Raw genomic sequence first — 16,478 nt, forward strand, 5'->3', positions numbered from 1 at the left:
GACGAAATGGAAAATATTCAAACAATGATTACCGACGTGTTGGGGCCTTTTGGGCCGCTCATGATCGTTGGCCTGCTTGGCGTATTTCTTATCCTGATCACGCTGCCCGTGCTGCTGAAAAAGGAAGTCGACCCGCTTGATAAGATCAAGGCGGCAAACAGCGGAACAAAGGGCGACAAGTCCAAAGACAAAAAGTTGCGGTCCGCAGCGGGTAAAGACAAACTTGAAAAGTATTCGAACTTCCTTGAGCCACAGAACGCAGAGGAATATTCCGCCGTTAAGCTGAAGCTGTTGCAGGCGGGTTACCGCAGCACTAACGCTGTGCGCATTTATAACTTTATGCAATTCGCCTTGGGTATCTTTGGACTTTTGTGTGGTGGTGCTTACTCTTTAATCCAGATGTCCGGCACGGTCGAGGTTACAACGCAGCAACTGGTGATGTGGATCATGATACCCGGTGGTGCTGGTTACTTGCTGCCAAAGTACTGGGTCACACGACGCCAGCAGATGCGCCAAGAAGCGATCGAAAATGCGTTCCCGGACAGCCTTGATATGATGCTGGTCTGCGTTGAGGCTGGTCAATCACTCGACCAGTCAATCATCCGTGTGGCAAGGGAGCTAAAATCAGGTTTCCCAGAACTTGCTGAGGAATTCGAAATTGTCAGCCAAGAAGCGAAAGCCGGTAAGGACAAGAACACTGTTCTTAAAGACATGTCCGACCGGTGTGGTGTGCCAGACATCGCAAGCTTTGTAACCGTCCTTGTGCAGTCATCGCAATTTGGTACGTCAATTGCTGATGCGCTGCGGGTCTACTCTGCTGAGATGCGCGACAAGCGGGTGATGCGCGCTGAAGAAAAGGCAAACAAACTACCAACAAAGATGACGCTGGCCACAATGATGCTCACAGTGCCGCCGTTGATGGCCATGCTGATCGGTCCATCCATCTACGCGATTGTCACTAGCCTGGGTTAATGATGATCAAGTCTGCCTTCATTGGCCTATTCATGGTTTCTTTGGCCGCCTGCACATCGGGCGGCCTTAATCGTTCTTCGGATGGGGTCTTTGCGCCCGGCGTTGCAAGCGGTGCGGGCGCAGATGGGCTGATTGTTGGGCATCGCCTGATGGCTGCCGGCGAATATGAACTGGCGCTCAAAGCCTACAACAGGGCCGCCGCCGCACAGGGCCTGAATGTTGATACGATGTCAGCGATTGGATCTGCCAATCTGAACCTTGGTCGGCTTGGTCAGGCGGAACGTTGGTTGCGGATGGCGGTTGAGGAAGACCCCACATTTCCGCCAGCATGGAACAATCTGGGCGTGATTTTGATGGAACGCGGCGAAATCGGCGAAGCGAGTGAGGTTTTTCGACGCGCATTTGCCGCAGATAACGGAAATTCGGACGAAATCCGCGACAATTTGCGCTTAGCGCTCGCAAAATTAGAAAATCCGGGCAATAATGCGATACAGGAAAATCAGAATTTCAATCTGATCCGGCGCGGTGCAGGCGATTTTGTATTGATGTCGGACCTATAGGCAAGAGCAGCAAAAGGACGCAGAAACATGCGCCACCCAATTATTCTGACGCTTTGCGCGGCGGCCATTGGCCTGTCTGCGTGTGAACAATCCGGCGAAGCAGAGGTTGAACGCGCCCTGCAAGACATCAACGTCGTGGATGAAACCAACCTCAATGACGTGATGTTGACCGTCGGCGATCCTGATGAGGCAGTGCGCTACTTTGCAAACGCCAACGCCAATGATCCCGGACGCATTGATTTGCAGCGCGGTCTGGCCAAGTCACTGGTTCGCGCAAAACGCGCAAGTGATGCCGTCGCAGCATGGCAGGTAGTGGTGGCCAACGAAGAATCCACCAATTCTGATCGTGTGGATCTGGCTGATGCCTTTATCCGGGCCAATGCATGGGATGACGCGGCCGCAACACTGAACACTATCCCCCCCACACATGAGACGTTCAAACGTTACCGGCTAGAGGCCATGGTCGCTGACAGCCGTCAGCAGTGGGACAAAGCGGACAGTTTCTATGAAACCGCCGTTGGCCTAACCACACGTCCTGCCACAGTCTATAACAACTGGGGTTTTTCCAAACTGACCCGTGGCGAATATGGCGAGGCAGAGCGGATGTTTACTGATGCACTGCGTTTCAACAGCAATATGTTCACGGCCAAGAACAACCTCGTTCTGGCCCGCGGTGCACAGCGCAACTACACGATCCCGGTGGTTCCGATGACGCAAGTTGAGCGGGCGCAGTTGATGCACACAATGGCCCTTGCCGCGATCAAGCAAAACGATGTGACGATCGGCAAGTCGCTGTTGAACGATGCGATCACGACGCATCCACGGTATTTTGAGGAAGCCGTGCGCGCGCTCGAAGCACTCGAAAATAATGCTGTGAACTAAACACAATGGGTATCACCGCAGAGGCCGCGTACTGGTTCCTGCCAGCCATCATCCCGATCACGCTGTTCATTTCTTGGAACGACATGCGCGATATGAAGATCACCAACAAGTCGGTGATCGTGGTGATGGTTGTTTATGGTGTGCTGGGTCCATTTGCTTTTGGGTGGGGAATGTATTTTTGGCAGTGGCTGCATTTTCCCATAGCGCTTGTTGTTTGCATGGCGCTGTGGGCTTTGCGGTTCATGGGCGGTGGTGATGCCAAATTGATTGCTGCCATGGCCCCCTTTTTCGTCATGGCGGATATCGAATTTATTCTGCGCATCTTTGCGGCAAGCCTGATCGCGGCATTGATTGTGCATACCCTTTTTCGTCTGACCCCGCTGAAACGCCCGGTCAGCGAATGGAAAAGCTGGAATGCCGGATGGTATTTCCCAAAAGGCTTCCCGCTCAGCATGACTTTGCTACTATATCTAGTGGCTGCGGCCGTTTACCTTTAAGCAAGTGGTCAATGCCTTGGACAGGCACATCTTTGTTCACTATTTTGCCATAGTTACTGTTAATGTTTATCGAGACCACGGTCGAGTCTACGGCCATGGTGTTATTTGTAAAAGCGGGATCTGATATGAACGTGCAAACATCCAGTGTAATGGCGCCTCCTGCGCCGCGCAGCATCGAAGGCATGCTTTTGCCGATTGCCATGATGCGGGATATTTTGATCAAAACCATGTTCCGCATGAACCTTGATCTGGTATCCACCATCAGCCGCGCAATCTGTTTGCCCATCCCGGTTACCCAAGAACTGGTTGATATGGCACGCGGTCAGCTTCTGTTGGAAGCGACCGGTACATTGAACGCCAACAGCGGCAATGAAATGGGCTATCAGCTGACCGATGCAGGCCGCGCCCGCGCGCTGGATGCCCTGGGCCAGTCTGAATACTACGGCGCGATGCCGGTTCCACTTGATATCTACCGTCAGCAAATCCAACGCCAGTCGATCCGCAATATCCAATTGACCCGTGATCAACTGCAAACAGCGATGGGTCACTTGATCTTGCCTGATGATCTGCTTGGCAACCTTGGCCCTGCGGTCAGTGCAGGTCGTTCGATCCTGATGTACGGCCCACCCGGTAACGGTAAATCCTCTATTTCAAACGGGATCCGCGATGCTTTGGGCGATAAAATCTATGTCCCCCGCGCTATCGAATATTCCGGTCAGGTGATCACCGTCTATGACCCCATCGTGCACAGCGCGGCAGAGAATGATGTGGATGACCCCAACAGCCTGCGCCGCACCTCTGGCCGCTTTGACACGCGCTATGTGCGTTGTGAGCGTCCGACTGTGATTACCGGTGGTGAATTGTCGCTGTCGATGCTTGACCTTGTTTATAACCCGACGGCACGAACCTATCAGGCGCCATTGCAGCTGAAATCCACCGGCGGCATCTTCATCGTGGATGACCTTGGTCGTCAGCAAGAACCGCCGCAGACCCTTGTGAACCGTTGGATTGTGCCACTGGAAGAAAACAAGGATATTCTAGCCCTGCAATCGGGTGAAAAATTCGAAGTGCCGTTCGACACGCTTGTTGTCTTTTCGACCAACTTCCACCCCAACGCGATCTTCGATAAAGCGGCGCTGCGTCGTATCTTTTACAAGATCAAGATCGATGGTCCCAATCAGGAAGACTTCCTTAAAATTTTCGCGATGGTCGCGCGCAAGCGTAAGATGCCCTTGGATGAAGATACGCTCGTTCACCTGCTGAACGTCCGCTACCCTGAGATCGACAATGTCTATGCGAACTATCAGCCGATCTTCCTGATCGACCAGATGATTTCAATCTGCGAATTTGAAGGTATTCCGTACCAGATGTCACCCGATCTGATCGACCGGGCATGGGCCAACATGTTCGTTAAAGAAGAAGACATCATTCACTAATCGCTTTCGACATTTCCAATACAAAGGCTTCCCTCTACGCTGCGGGAAGCCTTTTTCGTTGGAGGGATTGATGGCGGATATCATTGGCGTCGCGGGTTGTGGCCGCATGGGCATGGGGATGTTGCGAAACCTGCAAAAGGCGGGATTTGATGCGCGTGGTTTCGATGTGCGACCGCTGCAAGGTGTGGGGAACGATGTAAGTGCATTTGTCGATGGGCTGACAACGCTGATTACCGTCGTGCGCGATACCGCTGAAACAGATGCACTACTTTTTGATGACCAAGCTGTCGTCGCCAACGCTTCAACACTTCAACGGATCGTTGTCAGCTCAACGCTTTCTCCCAAATATGTCAAAGGCTTACGGAATCGCGTGCCAGATCAGATTAACCTGATTGATGCGCCAATGTCAGGCGCACAAATCAAAGCGGATGCCGGTACATTAACCTTCATGACCGGGGGCCCGGCCAATAAGGTCACCCCGCTATTGCAGTCAATGGGCGACACCATTCATCATATGGGGGATTTTGGCGCTGGCATGACAGCCAAGGTACTGAACAATCTTTTGGCCGCCTCAAACACCGCAATGACACGTCTTGTTCTGGACTGGGCCGATGCAGCAGGCGTTGAAGAGGGCAAGCTGCTTGCCTTGATCCATACCGCATCCGGGCAGAACTGGCTGGCGTCCGGGTTTGACGAAATCGAATTCGCACGTGACGGCTATGACCCCGACAATACCATCGGTATCTTGGTAAAAGACGTAGCTTCCGCCCTTGATATTGCGCCTGATGATGCGATGGCACTGCCATTGGCCGTGCAAACCGCCATTCGTAATCTGCAACCACGGCGCAAAGCGTAAGGTGCGTCTTGACGCATCCGCACTTAGGGTCACTTTACTCTTATGACCACCCTGCCCCCAAAATTTGAAACATGGTTTGCCACACGCGGCTGGGCGATCCACCCTCATCAACAGGCGATGCTGAACCAAGCAGATGCGCCCGCGCTGATGCTCATCGCGCCAACCGGTGGTGGTAAAACCCTCGCGGGTTTTCTCCCCTCTCTTCTCGAACTTTCTGATGGGCAGCATGATGGGCTGCACACGCTCTACGTTTCCCCACTCAAAGCACTGGCGGCTGATATCAAACGCAATCTGCGCACGCCTGTAGCGGAAATGGATTTGCCCATCCGTATCGAAGACCGCACTGGTGATACCTCATACACCCAAAAACGTCGTCAGCGCGCCGATCCCCCACATATCCTGCTGACAACACCAGAGTCATTGGCACTGCTCACCAGCTATGAAGATGCCCCGCATATCTTCAAAGGTTTGCAGCGGATCATCGTTGATGAAATCCACGCCCTTGCCGAAAGCAAACGTGGCGATCAACTCATGCTTGCGCTCAGCCGCCTGCAAACGCTGGCACCCAATCTACGCCGCGTTGGGCTTTCCGCCACCGTCGAAGACCCTGACGCAATCGCCGCCGAACTTGCCTGCCACCCTGACCCTTGCGCGATCATCAATGCAGACCCCGGCCCTGACCCCGATATTTCGATGCTCATCACACAAGAAAAGCCGCCTTGGACGGGCGGAGGTGCGAAATACGCCATCCCTGCCGTTCTGGAGCAAGTCAAGAACCACAAAACCACGCTGATTTTCCACAATACGCGCGCACAGGCCGAGATTTTCTTTCACAATCTGTGGCTTGCCAACATTGACGACCTGCCTATCGGTATTCACCACGGCAGCCTTGCCCGCGAACAACGTGAAAGGGTCGAAGCTGCGATGGTGGCCGGGGAGTTGCGGGCCATCGTTTGCACCGGCTCGCTTGACCTTGGTATTGACTGGGGCGATGTCGATTTGGTGGTGCAGGTCGGCGCACCCAAGAACGTGAAACGCTTGGTCCAGCGTATTGGCCGCGCCAACCACCGCTACAACGCACCATCCAAAGCGCTGCTGGTGCCTGCCAACCGCTTTGAAGTTGTTGAATGCGTGGCCGCCTTGGAGGCCGTGAAAGAACACGACCTTGATGGCGACCGAAAGGGGCCCGGACCGCGCGATGTTTTGTGCCAACATATTCTGATCACGGCCTGCGCCGGCCCCTTTGATGCTGATCAACTTTATCAAGAGATCAAGACCGTGGGCGCCTATCGCACGTTGTCTCGTGCCGCCTTTGATGACTGTCTCGATTTCTGTGCCACCGGTGGCTATGCCCTGCGTGCCTATGACAAGTGGAAGCGGTTACTGCAAACCGCTGATGGCCTGTGGCAGCTGCGTGACCCGCGTGCGGCCCAACGCATCCGTATGAACATCGGCACGATACAGGATACTGATACGCTCAAAGTTCGCATGAAAGGCAACTTCAAGGCTTTGGGCGAGGTCGAAGAGGCCTTCGCCGCAACCCTTACCCCCGGCGACACCTTCCTGATCGGAGGGCAAGTGGTGCGCTACGAAAACCTCAAAGAAATGACCGTTGAAGTGTCGCGAAGGGGCGATAAAACGCCCAAGATCGCCACCTTCATGGGCACAAAATTTGCCAATTCCACCCAGCTGTCCCAACGCATCCTGCGTATGTTCGAACAACCTAATTGGCCTGAACTGCCCGCGCACACGGCTGAATGGCTGGGCCTGCAACGAAGGGTTTCAAAACTGCCCGAAGCTGACCGCATCCTTGTTGAAAACTTTCCGCATGAAGGGCGTCATCATATCTGCGTCTACGGATTTGCCGGACGTAACGCGATGCAAACGCTGGGTATGCTGGTGACGCAACGGATGGAGGAGTTAAATCTTCATCCTTTGGGATTTGTCGCAACAGACTACGCGACGCTGATCTGGGGATTGGATCCAATTGATGACCCTGCCCCGCTATTCAAACCCGACAACATCCGCGCTGATTTTGAAACGTGGTTATCGGGCAACGCGGTGATGAAGAAAACTTTTCGAGGTGCCGCCACGATCGCTGGCCTGATCGAACGTAACCTGCCACAAGCCCGCAAAAGCGGGCGGCAAGCGACATTTTCCTCTGATATTCTCTACGACACGCTGGCGAAATATGACCCAGATCACCTTATGATGCGCATCACCCGCGAAGAAGCGATGCGCGGCCTTGTCGATTTTGGACGGATCGAAGAAATGCTGTCCCGAACAGCAGGGCGGATTGACCACATCGCGCTGGATCGCGTCACACCGCTGTCATTGCCCATGTTCCTTGAACAAGGCCGCATCGCCGTGGCTGGTGCAGGCCAGGACCGCATTTTAGAAGAAGAAGCAGCGCGCCTGATGCACGAAGCAGGCGTCGGTTCACTTTGAGCCTTGATCTGCCGTACGGCTTGCCCCAAGAACAGAGCATGAACGCCTACAGCTTTCTTTTCTGCCAAACACGATGCACCGCCCTGCCTTCCGGGGCGCTGCATTTACCCGATCACGATGTGCTATGTGTGTCCGACTTGCACTTAGGCAAATCCGAACGGATCGCACGGCGCAGTGGCGTCATGTTACCACCTTACGAAGTCGTTGAAACGCTACAAAAGCTGGAAACGGACATTGCTGCGACAAATCCAGACCACATCATCTGTCTTGGCGATAGCTTTGATGATCTTGATGCTGCGATAAGTCTGAACGAAGATATGCGGCTTTGGCTGGCCCGTTTGCAAGCCGGCAAAACCTGGGTCTGGATCGAAGGCAACCATGACCCCGGCCCGGTTGATATGGGTGGAACGCACAAAGCTGATATAACCGTGGGCACCCTGACGTTCCGGCATATCGCAACCAATGCAACGGCCGAAGTGTCAGGTCACTATCATCCGAAACATCGGGTCACCGGGCGTAGTCGTCCTGCTTTTCTATGTGATACGCAGCGGCTGATCATGCCCGCCTATGGTGCTTACACAGGCGGTCTTGCCAGTCATGCACCAGAGCTGCGTAAGCTCTTTAACGGACGGATAATGGCAATTCTGACCGGGCATAAGGCGATCCCCGTTCCGATCACTTAGACGGTCAAACCCTCAGGTTCGGCCAAACCGTTTGCGCGACAACATGCAGTCAGCGTATTGGCCAGCAAGCAGGCAATCGTCATTGGGCCAACACCGCCTGGGACAGGTGTGATTGCCCCTGCGACAGCCGCGCAGCTTTCATAGTCGCAATCGCCAACCAAACGCGTACCGCCATCTGGTTTATCGATCCGATTGATACCCACATCAATCACAGTTGCACCCGGCTTGATCCAGTTACCTGTCACCATTTGCGGGCGCCCAACAGCGGCAACAACAATGTCGGCCTGCCGCACAACGGCCTCTAAATCCTGTGTCCGGCTATGTGCAATCGTCACCGTACAACTATCACCCAACAACAATTGCGCCATCGGCTTGCCAACGATGTTGGACCGCCCAATCACCACAGCGTTCATACCGGACAGTGACCCGTGATGGTCACGCAGCATCATCAGACTGCCCAAAGGCGTGCAGGGCACCATGCTTTTCTGCCCGGTACCAAGCAGGCCCACATTCGAAATATGAAACCCATCCACGTCCTTGGCAGGATCAATGCTATTGATAACCAGATCACTGTCCAGATGGTCTGGCAAAGGCAGTTGTACCAATATTCCATGGACCGCAGGATCATTGTTCAACTGATCGATCAGTGCCAAAAGATCTGCCTCAGACGTTTGAACATCAAGTTTGTGTTCAATGGATTTCATGCCCACTTCGGCAGTCATCTTACCTTTGGACCGGACATAAACCTGACTTGCAGGATCTTCACCCACCAAAACCACAGCAAGGCCGGGTATGATACCCTGCTCTTCTTGCAGCTTGGCCACGCCTTTGGCGACTTGGCCACGTACTTTTGCGGCAAAGGCTTTTCCATCAATCACTGTCGCTGTCATGGTCATCTTCTCATGTTCAAAAATACCTCCGCCGGAGGCAATCGGGAGGGTGGGCGGGGCGATGACGCAGTCAAGCGTCGCCCCGCCCGATCAATCAGAACAGGCCTTCGATTTCACCTGCGTCATTCAGCATAATCTGTTCAGCAGACGGCACACGCGGCAGGCCCGGCATCGTCATGATTTCACCGCAGATCGCAACGATAAACCCAGCACCTGCGCTCAACCGCACTTCGCGCACCGGCACAGAGTGACCAGTTGGCGCACCGCGCAGGGTAGGATCCGTCGAAAAGCTATACTGCGTTTTGGCCATGCAAACCGGCAAGTTGCCATATCCTTGCTCTTCCCACTTTTTCAACTGATCACGAATTTTGCTATCTGCAATCACCTCATCCGCGCGGTAGATACGTTTGGCAATCGTATCGATCTTATCGAAAAGGCTCATATCATCGGGATAGATCGGGGCAAAGTTGGCCTCACCCGCATCAGCAATCTGCGCCACACGAGTCGCCAGCTCTGTCGTGCCTTCAGACCCATGCGCCCAGTGCTTGCACAAAATCGCCTCGGACTCTTGGGTTGCGACATAGGCTTTGACCGCGTCAACCTCAGCATCCGTATCCGTGACAAAGTGGTTGATGGCGACCACGACAGGCACACCAAAGGATTTTACATTCTCAATATGACGGCCCAGGTTCGGGCAGCCTGCATTGACCGCCTCAACGTTCTCGGCCCCCAGGTCAGCTTTCGCAACACCGCCGTTCATTTTCATCGCACGTACTGTCGCAACAACCACAACACACGATGGGGCAAGACCAGCCTTGCGGCATTTGATATTCAGAAATTTCTCGGCACCCAAATCAGCACCAAAACCGGCCTCTGTCACAACATAATCTGCGAGTTTCAGCGCTGTGGTCGTCGCAGTGACCGAATTACAACCGTGCGCGATGTTCGCGAATGGGCCGCCGTGCACGAAGGCCGGATTATTCTCAAGCGTCTGTACAAGGTTCGGCTGCATCGCATCTTTCAACAGAACAGTCATCGCACCATCAGCCTTGATATCGCGGCAATAAACCGGGCTGCGGTCGCGCCGGTAAGCCACGATGATATCGCCAAGGCGCTTTTGCAGGTCATCCAGATTACGGGCCAAACACAGGATTGCCATGACCTCTGATGCGACAGTGATATCAAAACCGGCTTCACGGGGGAAACCATTGGCAACCCCACCCAAGGACGCTGTAATCTGGCGTAACGCGCGATCGTTCATATCCAGCACCCGGCGCCAAGCCACGCGGCGGATATCAATTTCAAGCGCGTTGCCCCAATAGATGTGATTGTCGATCATCGCAGACAGCAGGTTGTGCGCAGATGTGATCGCGTGAAAGTCACCTGTAAAATGCAGGTTCATATCTTCCATAGGCACGACCTGCGCGTAACCACCACCGGCAGCCCCGCCCTTCATACCAAAGCACGGGCCAAGCGACGCTTCGCGAATACAAATCGCAGCTTTCTTGCCAATCGCGTTCAGCCCGTCGCCCAAGCCCACTGTCGTGGTTGTTTTACCCTCACCCGCCGGTGTGGGGTTTATCGCAGTGACAAGGATCAGCTTGCCGTCTTCGCGATCTTGCACACTATCAATCAAGCGCTGGCTGACTTTTGCCTTGTCGTGGCCATAAGGCAGCAAATCATCACTGTCGATGCCCAGCTTCGCTCCGATTTCCTGAATGGGGCGCTTTTGGGCACCACGAGCAATCTCGATATCAGACTTGTATTCCATGCAAAACTTCCCTGCGCGTTGGCAAATGCCATTCTTGTTCAATATCGCTTCTAGCGGTTGGATACCGCTGTATGCACCGTGATTACGACATTTTCACCGCCGGAATCGTCGGCATGCACTATGCCTGTGTCGGATTGGAAACTAAGGTGCCCAAGCGCGTTGGTCTGGGATATGCAGACGAACACTATCGCCGACATGGATATGCCCTTCGCATTCGACCCACGCGGTTACACCGCGCTTGCCCTTGGCCGCCGCTTTGAACTTATCACCTGCACCCGGATGGTCTGCGTTGATTGGCTTGGCCGGCAAATGGCATGGTCGGTTCTCCATATCGACGACAATCGATGATCCATCAGGAAATTGGAGCCGCGATGACGGCGGAAGATGGGTAAAATCAGGAATACCGCTGATCACAAGCGATGCACCAATATGGCGGGGGTCAAACGCATCCAATCCACACTCCGCCGCCACCTCGGCCAATTCTTCGGCCGACATGACCGACAACTGCCGCACATTTCGAATTTCGGTATCTTTAGGGTACTGGCTGCGCACCCGCACGCAGGCTGGTCGCGTCAGACCACCGTGGGCTTCGCCAGGAATACCTTCATATGTCAGTTGCGCATCCTGCGTGGGCTCTGATTGCAACGATGTGTCACGGTCCGGAACATGACCGATCCAGACAATTTCACCTGTGATGTCTGTGGGTAATAATGCGGGCACAATACTCTCCTGTTGCGTGTTGGGACATGCTTAGGACAGGTCTCAATGCGCTTCAACAAAACAGTTGCTTCATGTTGGTTGCAAAAAAGAAAAACGCCGCTCTTCGAAAGAGCGGCGTTTTAATTTTCTTACGTGGATGGTTCCGGTTCCATCCCGCCATCGTCAGATGCCCGCGGTTTCTTTGGTTTCGTCTTCGGGATCGCTGTCACTGACGGCGTTCCACCAGATGGCGGCGTATCATCTGCGTCGTCGCTGGTATGCGGTGGTTCACCGGCCATCACGCGCTTGATCTCGTCACCGGTGAGTGTCTCATACTCAAGCAAGCCTTGGGCCAGCCGTTCGAACTCAACATTCTTCTCGGTGATGATCTGATGCGCGCGGTCATAGCCAGCTTGAATAAACCCGCGGACCTCTTCTTCGATCAGCTCTTTCGTGTGGGCTGATACGGACAGACCAGCGGTGTTGCCAGAATAGCCTTCGTGCGCTTCCGAGTAGTCGATGTTGCCGACCTTATCAGACATACCCCAACGCAGGATCATTGCGCGCGCCAGCTGGCTGGCCTGCTGGATATCACCTGCAGGACCATTGCTGACCTGATCTTCACCATATTTAATGATCTCAGCCGCTTTACCTGCCATTGTCATCGCCAAACGCTGGTGGCATTCGTCCTTGAACATGTTCAGGCGATCCATTTCTGGCAGGCTCATCACCATACCCAAGGCACCGCCACGCGGAATGATCGTGGCCTTATACACCGGGTCACACTTTGGCAGACTGATGCCGACAATGGCATGGCCTGCCTCGTGATAAGCAGTCATTTCTTTCTGCTCAGACGTCATGACCATCGACCGGCGTTCGGCCCCCATCATGACTTTGTCTTTCGCGGACTCAAAGTCGATCATTGTCACAAACCGGCGCCCGACACGCGCCGCCATCAAGGCAGCTTCGTTCACAAGGTTGGCCAGATCAGCACCCGAGAACCCCGGTGAACCACGTGCGATGATCCGCAGATCAACATCAGGGCCCAACGGGATTTTCCGCGCGTGAACGCCCAAAATCTTTTCGCGACCTTTGATATCCGGGTTCGGCACAGTGACCTGACGGTCAAAACGACCCGGACGCAGCAAAGCGGGGTCAAGTACATCACGGCGGTTGGTGGCCGCAACGATGATCACACCTTCGTTGGCTTCAAAACCGTCCATCTCGACCAGCAATTGGTTCAATGTCTGCTCACGCTCGTCATTGCCGCCGCCAATACCGACACCACGGGACCGACCGACCGCGTCAATCTCATCGATGAACACGATACATGGTGCATTCTTTTTGGCCTGCTCAAACATATCGCGGACGCGGGATGCACCTACACCAACGAACATTTCCACAAAATCAGAACCCGAAATTGTGAAGAATGGCACGCCAGCTTCGCCGGCAATCGCACGCGCAAGCAGTGTTTTACCGGTTCCCGGGGGGCCCACAAGCAGCGCACCTTTGGGAATCTTACCACCGAGTCGCGAGAATTTCTGCGGATTACGCAGGAATTCGACGATCTCTTCCAGCTCTTCTTTGGCTTCGTCAATACCGGCCACATCATCAAATGTGACCCGCCCATGCTTTTCCGTCAGCAGTTTCGCGCGCGACTTGCCAAAGCCCATCGCGCCACCTTTGCCACCGCCCTGCATACGGTTCATGAAATAGATCCACACACCGATCAACAGCAGGAAGGGCAGCAAGCTCAAAAGGAACGATTGGAAGGCCGAAGTTTCTTGGCTTCGCGCCTCAACCGGGACATCAGCATCAATCAAAAGCTGTGTGATTTCAGCATCTTGCGGCATAATTGTCGAATAAGTGCGCCCGCCTTCGGCAAAGCGTACACTTTCGCCATCGATCACCACATCGGTGACCCGTCCGCCTTCTACTGCTTCAACAAATTCAGAGTAGCTGCGCGCCTCACTGTTTGTCGTGCCCGCCGGGCTGCTGAATAGATTAAAGAGCGCTAGGACCATCAAAAACAAGACGACCCAAAAGACCATGTTACGCGCGTTGCCCAAGGGGAAAACTCCTTTGAAATGGGGAAGTGGAACGACAGAGTCGCATCACAAGCGTTTCCTCTAAAATAGAGGCGAAAGATTAATCTTCAATGGCAAACGCAGTTGAATGAAAATCCGCGACAATCCGCGCGGACCAGCCGTTGGATAAACCTGCCAATGGTGCCGCGATCACAACGTCGCCTTCCCATACCGAAGGTGACGCCAAAAGTGATGTGCGTGGCATACCGCTGTCGCGCCAGTTCGGACACTCCATGATCCCGTCACCAAGTGCCTTGAAGGTCAAACTATCCTGCACCGGCCCTTCCAGAAACCACCTGTGATCCCAAAACGCGCCTGTCATATCAGGTTTGGGGGTGGGGCGCCGGGTCGCGGCTGTTGCGGCCGCTTCGCGCGTTAACCGCACAATGCCATTCGGTTCCGGGGTCATGATACAACCGGCCAGCGTAACGGTCATCCCTTTGCGCGCGCGCGCCACAGTATCCAGCAGTTGTTCAAAGCGGGGCCGATAGGTACGGCTACCAACCCAAGCAAAAGCTGCGGCCATCACACGCCGCGGCGCGTCAGCCTTTTGTAGATCAAGCGCCGGAGGATCACAAAGAAGATCACCCGCATCTTGACGCACGTGTTGCCTGGCAAAACCATGGGCCGCGATTTGCAACGACAGATGGGCAGCCTGCATATGATCAATGGTCTGCAACAACCGTTTGCGCGTCAGGCCCAGCCCTTCAAGCTGCGCAAACATTTGACGGGCGCGCACCCGATCAAAACGCGGGTCGTCGTTGCTGGGGTCTTCGCACCATGGGATTTTATTCGACTGTAACCAGTGACGCAGATCCGCGCGCGCGCAACCCAACAAAGGGCGCAGAATACGCAAATCATCCCGTTCGGACAGCGGGTACATTGCCGTCAAGCCATCGATACCAGACCCGCGGGCCAGCCGCATTAATACGGTTTCGACCTGATCGTCCTCGGTATGGCCCAACCACACTTCGCGCATGTTATGCATTGCAGCCCATGCGCTGACCGCAGCCCAGCGCCTTGCGCGAGCGGCAGCTTGCAGGTTGCCTTGGCCATCCCAGGTCCATGGCATCACCGCATGATCGATGTTGAGGTCGGCCGCCTGCGACGCCACCAGCGCAATTTCCTGCTGTGCCTCGGGCCGTAGCCCGTGATCCACGGTCAGTACACGTAGCCTCTTTGGATCGCGCAGGCGCGCGGCCAAATGCATCAAGGCAATGGAATCGCCCCCACCCGATACCGATAGACCGATTGTTTCTTCAGAAGCGGTCGGCGAGGCAGCAATTGCATTTTGAAATCGCGCACATACGTCAGCCGATGTCGTATCTACTGACATCCCAACGCTTGCATTTCCGTTTGCGCGTCAACCACCGCGGGGTTGCCGGGGAACCGGACATTGACCTCTGCCAATGTCAGGCAGGCATCCTGTGTCTGGCCTATTTTACCAAGTGACGATCCCAGCTTGAACAACGCGTCTGGCGCTTTCGGGCCAGTTGGATCACCGGAAAAGGCTTCAAGATATGCGCGCGCGGCCTCTGTTGTGTCACCCAGACCTTCCAGCGCTTCACCTTTAAGATAATTGGCGTCAGTTGTTAGCGGGCTACCCGGGTAGGTCGTGACAAAGGCCGTAAGCTGGTCAACGGCGCTGCGAAAGTCACCGGATGCGAGCGCCCCCTGCGCCCGCTCGATATCTGTTTGTTCACCAATTGCGAGCGCCGGACCATCGGCCGGCGCAATGGGGTTCGTTCTACCGGTAACGGCACCCGGATCAATACCACCAAGCGGCGTGTCATCCAGCGTACCAATGTCGCAGCCTTCTTCCAACTCGCACAGGCGGAAGTTCAGATCACCAATGCGATTGCCAGCATCAACCGTGATACTGTTGATGCGGAATTCCAACTGTTCGGTATTCGAGGTGAGGCGTTGCAATTCAGCCTCAATCGCGTTCAGCCGTTCCAATGGGGTGTTCCCCACGGTGCCGGACGTCAAACCACCGGTTGTCGACAGTTCACGCTTCAACCGCTGCACATCGACAAAGAGCACTGTCAATTGTTGTCGAATGTCCGCCAATGTTTCTTCCTGCGCTGTGGCAGGCAGTGGCGACAGCAATAAAGCGCAAACAACAACAATTCGGTGCAACATCAGATGGCTTCCTCCGGTCCGGTTCAGCTTGTAACGTCTGAGAATGAAAGAACAGTAACGGCCCGGCGGTTTTGCGCATAACAGCTTTCTTCCGAACAGATCGCGATGGGGCGTTCCTTACCAAAACTGGTCACTTGCAGGCGCGTCGATGGTACACCGCGTGATACCAGATATTCACGCACCGCATTGGCGCGACGTTGACCAAGGGCAAGGTTGTATTCGCGTGTACCCTGTTCATCCGCGTGGCCTTCAATGACCGCGCGGTAGTCCGCATTTGTCAGCAACCATTGGGCCTGACCATCAAGGATCGTCTGACCCTCTGGCGTGATCGTCGAGGTATCGACCGCAAAAAGAACACGGTCGCCAATTGTCTGATTGAAGAAAAGTGGGCTTGCAGGATCGCTGGCTGATCCGGCCGCGCCAGTATTCAATCCCGCACCGTCAGCACCACCTGCGCCAGCGCCACCACCAAATCGATCAGGGTTCGTGCAGGCCGCTGTGGCCAATACCAATGCCACAATCGCCGCTTTCTTAAAGACTGTCATAGGGTTTCAT

At 54.7% G+C, this 16,478-nt stretch carries 15 protein-coding genes; 8 read left to right on the top strand and 7 right to left on the bottom strand.

Translation table 11 applies throughout. The features are described from left to right. Positions 1-6 precede the first annotated feature (6 nt). The 8 genes from RCCS2_RS02185 to pdeM all read left to right on the top strand — a co-directional run bounded on the left by RCCS2_RS02185 (position 7) and on the right by pdeM (position 8,334). Positions 7-972, top strand: coding sequence for a type II secretion system F family protein (locus RCCS2_RS02185; RefSeq protein WP_008230968.1), 966 nt, complete (start codon positions 7-9; stop codon positions 970-972). Beyond that, positions 972-1,532 carry a tetratricopeptide repeat protein gene (locus tag RCCS2_RS02190; RefSeq protein WP_008230969.1) on the top strand — a complete coding sequence of 187 codons (561 nt, stop codon included), beginning with the start codon at positions 972-974 and terminating at the stop codon, positions 1,530-1,532. The genes RCCS2_RS02185 and RCCS2_RS02190 overlap by 1 nt, the downstream gene beginning before the upstream one ends. Before the next feature lie 27 nt (positions 1,533-1,559). Continuing rightward, positions 1,560-2,414, top strand: coding sequence for a tetratricopeptide repeat protein (locus RCCS2_RS02195; protein WP_008230971.1), 855 nt, complete (start codon positions 1,560-1,562; stop codon positions 2,412-2,414). Between the two features lie 5 nt (positions 2,415-2,419). After that, the gene (locus RCCS2_RS02200) at positions 2,420-2,911 is read left to right on the top strand and encodes a prepilin peptidase (RefSeq protein WP_008230972.1); all 492 of its coding nucleotides are present in this window, start codon (positions 2,420-2,422) and stop codon (positions 2,909-2,911) included. 125 nt (positions 2,912-3,036) lie between these two features. Beyond that, positions 3,037-4,347: an ATPase gene (locus RCCS2_RS02205; RefSeq protein WP_037293050.1), complete on the top strand. Its 1,311-nt coding sequence runs from the start codon at positions 3,037-3,039 to the stop codon at positions 4,345-4,347. A gap of 70 nt (positions 4,348-4,417) precedes the next feature. Continuing rightward, positions 4,418-5,203, top strand: a complete 786-nt coding sequence (locus RCCS2_RS02210) for an NAD(P)-dependent oxidoreductase (RefSeq protein ID WP_008230976.1) — start codon at positions 4,418-4,420, stop codon at positions 5,201-5,203. A 42-nt stretch (positions 5,204-5,245) separates the two neighbouring features. Next, a complete protein-coding gene (locus RCCS2_RS02215; protein WP_008230977.1) occupies positions 5,246-7,651 on the top strand; it encodes a ligase-associated DNA damage response DEXH box helicase in 2,406 nt (801 codons plus the stop codon). Positions 7,652-7,689: 38 nt separating this feature from the next. Further along, positions 7,690-8,334: a ligase-associated DNA damage response endonuclease PdeM gene (gene pdeM / locus RCCS2_RS02220; protein WP_008230978.1), complete on the top strand. Its 645-nt coding sequence runs from the start codon at positions 7,690-7,692 to the stop codon at positions 8,332-8,334. Here pdeM and folD read toward each other — a convergent pair. From folD to pal, 7 genes are all read right to left on the bottom strand, one after another. Next, complete coding sequence (gene folD / locus RCCS2_RS02225) at positions 8,331-9,224, bottom strand: bifunctional methylenetetrahydrofolate dehydrogenase/methenyltetrahydrofolate cyclohydrolase FolD (protein ID WP_008230979.1); 894 nt, start codon at positions 9,222-9,224, stop codon at positions 8,331-8,333. The genes pdeM and folD overlap by 4 nt on opposite strands. Before the next feature lie 94 nt (positions 9,225-9,318). Next, positions 9,319-10,995: a formate--tetrahydrofolate ligase gene (locus tag RCCS2_RS02230; protein WP_008230980.1), complete on the bottom strand. Its 1,677-nt coding sequence runs from the start codon at positions 10,993-10,995 to the stop codon at positions 9,319-9,321. Positions 10,996-11,136: 141 nt separating this feature from the next. Then, positions 11,137-11,715 (bottom strand): MOSC domain-containing protein, encoded by a 579-nt coding sequence (locus tag RCCS2_RS02235; RefSeq protein WP_008230981.1) that lies wholly within the window; start codon positions 11,713-11,715, stop codon positions 11,137-11,139. 128 nt (positions 11,716-11,843) lie between these two features. After that, positions 11,844-13,763, bottom strand: a complete 1,920-nt coding sequence (ftsH, locus tag RCCS2_RS02240; protein WP_269571712.1) for an ATP-dependent zinc metalloprotease FtsH — start codon at positions 13,761-13,763, stop codon at positions 11,844-11,846. 79 nt (positions 13,764-13,842) lie between these two features. Further along, positions 13,843-15,117 (bottom strand): tRNA lysidine(34) synthetase TilS, encoded by a 1,275-nt coding sequence (gene tilS, locus RCCS2_RS02245; RefSeq protein ID WP_008230987.1) that lies wholly within the window; start codon positions 15,115-15,117, stop codon positions 13,843-13,845. Beyond that, on the bottom strand, positions 15,108-15,923 hold the full coding sequence (ybgF, locus tag RCCS2_RS02250) for a tol-pal system protein YbgF (protein ID WP_008230989.1): 816 nt from the start codon (positions 15,921-15,923) through the stop codon (positions 15,108-15,110). The genes tilS and ybgF overlap by 10 nt, the downstream gene beginning before the upstream one ends. Positions 15,924-15,946: 23 nt before the next feature. Continuing rightward, a complete protein-coding gene (gene pal, locus RCCS2_RS02255) occupies positions 15,947-16,468 on the bottom strand; it encodes a peptidoglycan-associated lipoprotein Pal (protein WP_008230990.1) in 522 nt (173 codons plus the stop codon). Positions 16,469-16,478: the final 10 nt, after the last annotated feature.

The organism is Roseobacter sp. CCS2, assembly GCF_000169435.1.
Taxonomy (GTDB): Bacteria; Pseudomonadota; Alphaproteobacteria; order Rhodobacterales; family Rhodobacteraceae; genus Yoonia.

What these genes read in the sequence shown, in the direction of transcription:
- RCCS2_RS02190 (WP_008230969.1), top strand. Translation starts at nt 972, where the DNA reads ATGATGATCAAGTCTGCCTTCATTGGCCTATTCATGGTTTCTTTGGCC.
- ybgF (WP_008230989.1), bottom strand. Translation starts at nt 15,923, where the DNA reads ATGTTGCACCGAATTGTTGTTGTTTGCGCTTTATTGCTGTCGCCACTG.
- tilS (WP_008230987.1), bottom strand. Translation starts at nt 15,117, where the DNA reads ATGTCAGTAGATACGACATCGGCTGACGTATGTGCGCGATTTCAAAAT.
- RCCS2_RS02185 (WP_008230968.1), top strand. Translation starts at nt 7, where the DNA reads ATGGAAAATATTCAAACAATGATTACCGACGTGTTGGGGCCTTTTGGG.
- pdeM (WP_008230978.1), top strand. Translation starts at nt 7,690, where the DNA reads ATGAACGCCTACAGCTTTCTTTTCTGCCAAACACGATGCACCGCCCTG.
- RCCS2_RS02230 (WP_008230980.1), bottom strand. Translation starts at nt 10,995, where the DNA reads ATGGAATACAAGTCTGATATCGAGATTGCTCGTGGTGCCCAAAAGCGC.
- folD (WP_008230979.1), bottom strand. Translation starts at nt 9,224, where the DNA reads ATGACAGCGACAGTGATTGATGGAAAAGCCTTTGCCGCAAAAGTACGT.
- RCCS2_RS02195 (WP_008230971.1), top strand. Translation starts at nt 1,560, where the DNA reads ATGCGCCACCCAATTATTCTGACGCTTTGCGCGGCGGCCATTGGCCTG.
- RCCS2_RS02215 (WP_008230977.1), top strand. Translation starts at nt 5,246, where the DNA reads ATGACCACCCTGCCCCCAAAATTTGAAACATGGTTTGCCACACGCGGC.
- pal (WP_008230990.1), bottom strand. Translation starts at nt 16,468, where the DNA reads ATGACAGTCTTTAAGAAAGCGGCGATTGTGGCATTGGTATTGGCCACA.
- RCCS2_RS02210 (WP_008230976.1), top strand. Translation starts at nt 4,418, where the DNA reads ATGGCGGATATCATTGGCGTCGCGGGTTGTGGCCGCATGGGCATGGGG.
- RCCS2_RS02205 (WP_037293050.1), top strand. Translation starts at nt 3,037, where the DNA reads ATGAACGTGCAAACATCCAGTGTAATGGCGCCTCCTGCGCCGCGCAGC.
- RCCS2_RS02200 (WP_008230972.1), top strand. Translation starts at nt 2,420, where the DNA reads ATGGGTATCACCGCAGAGGCCGCGTACTGGTTCCTGCCAGCCATCATC.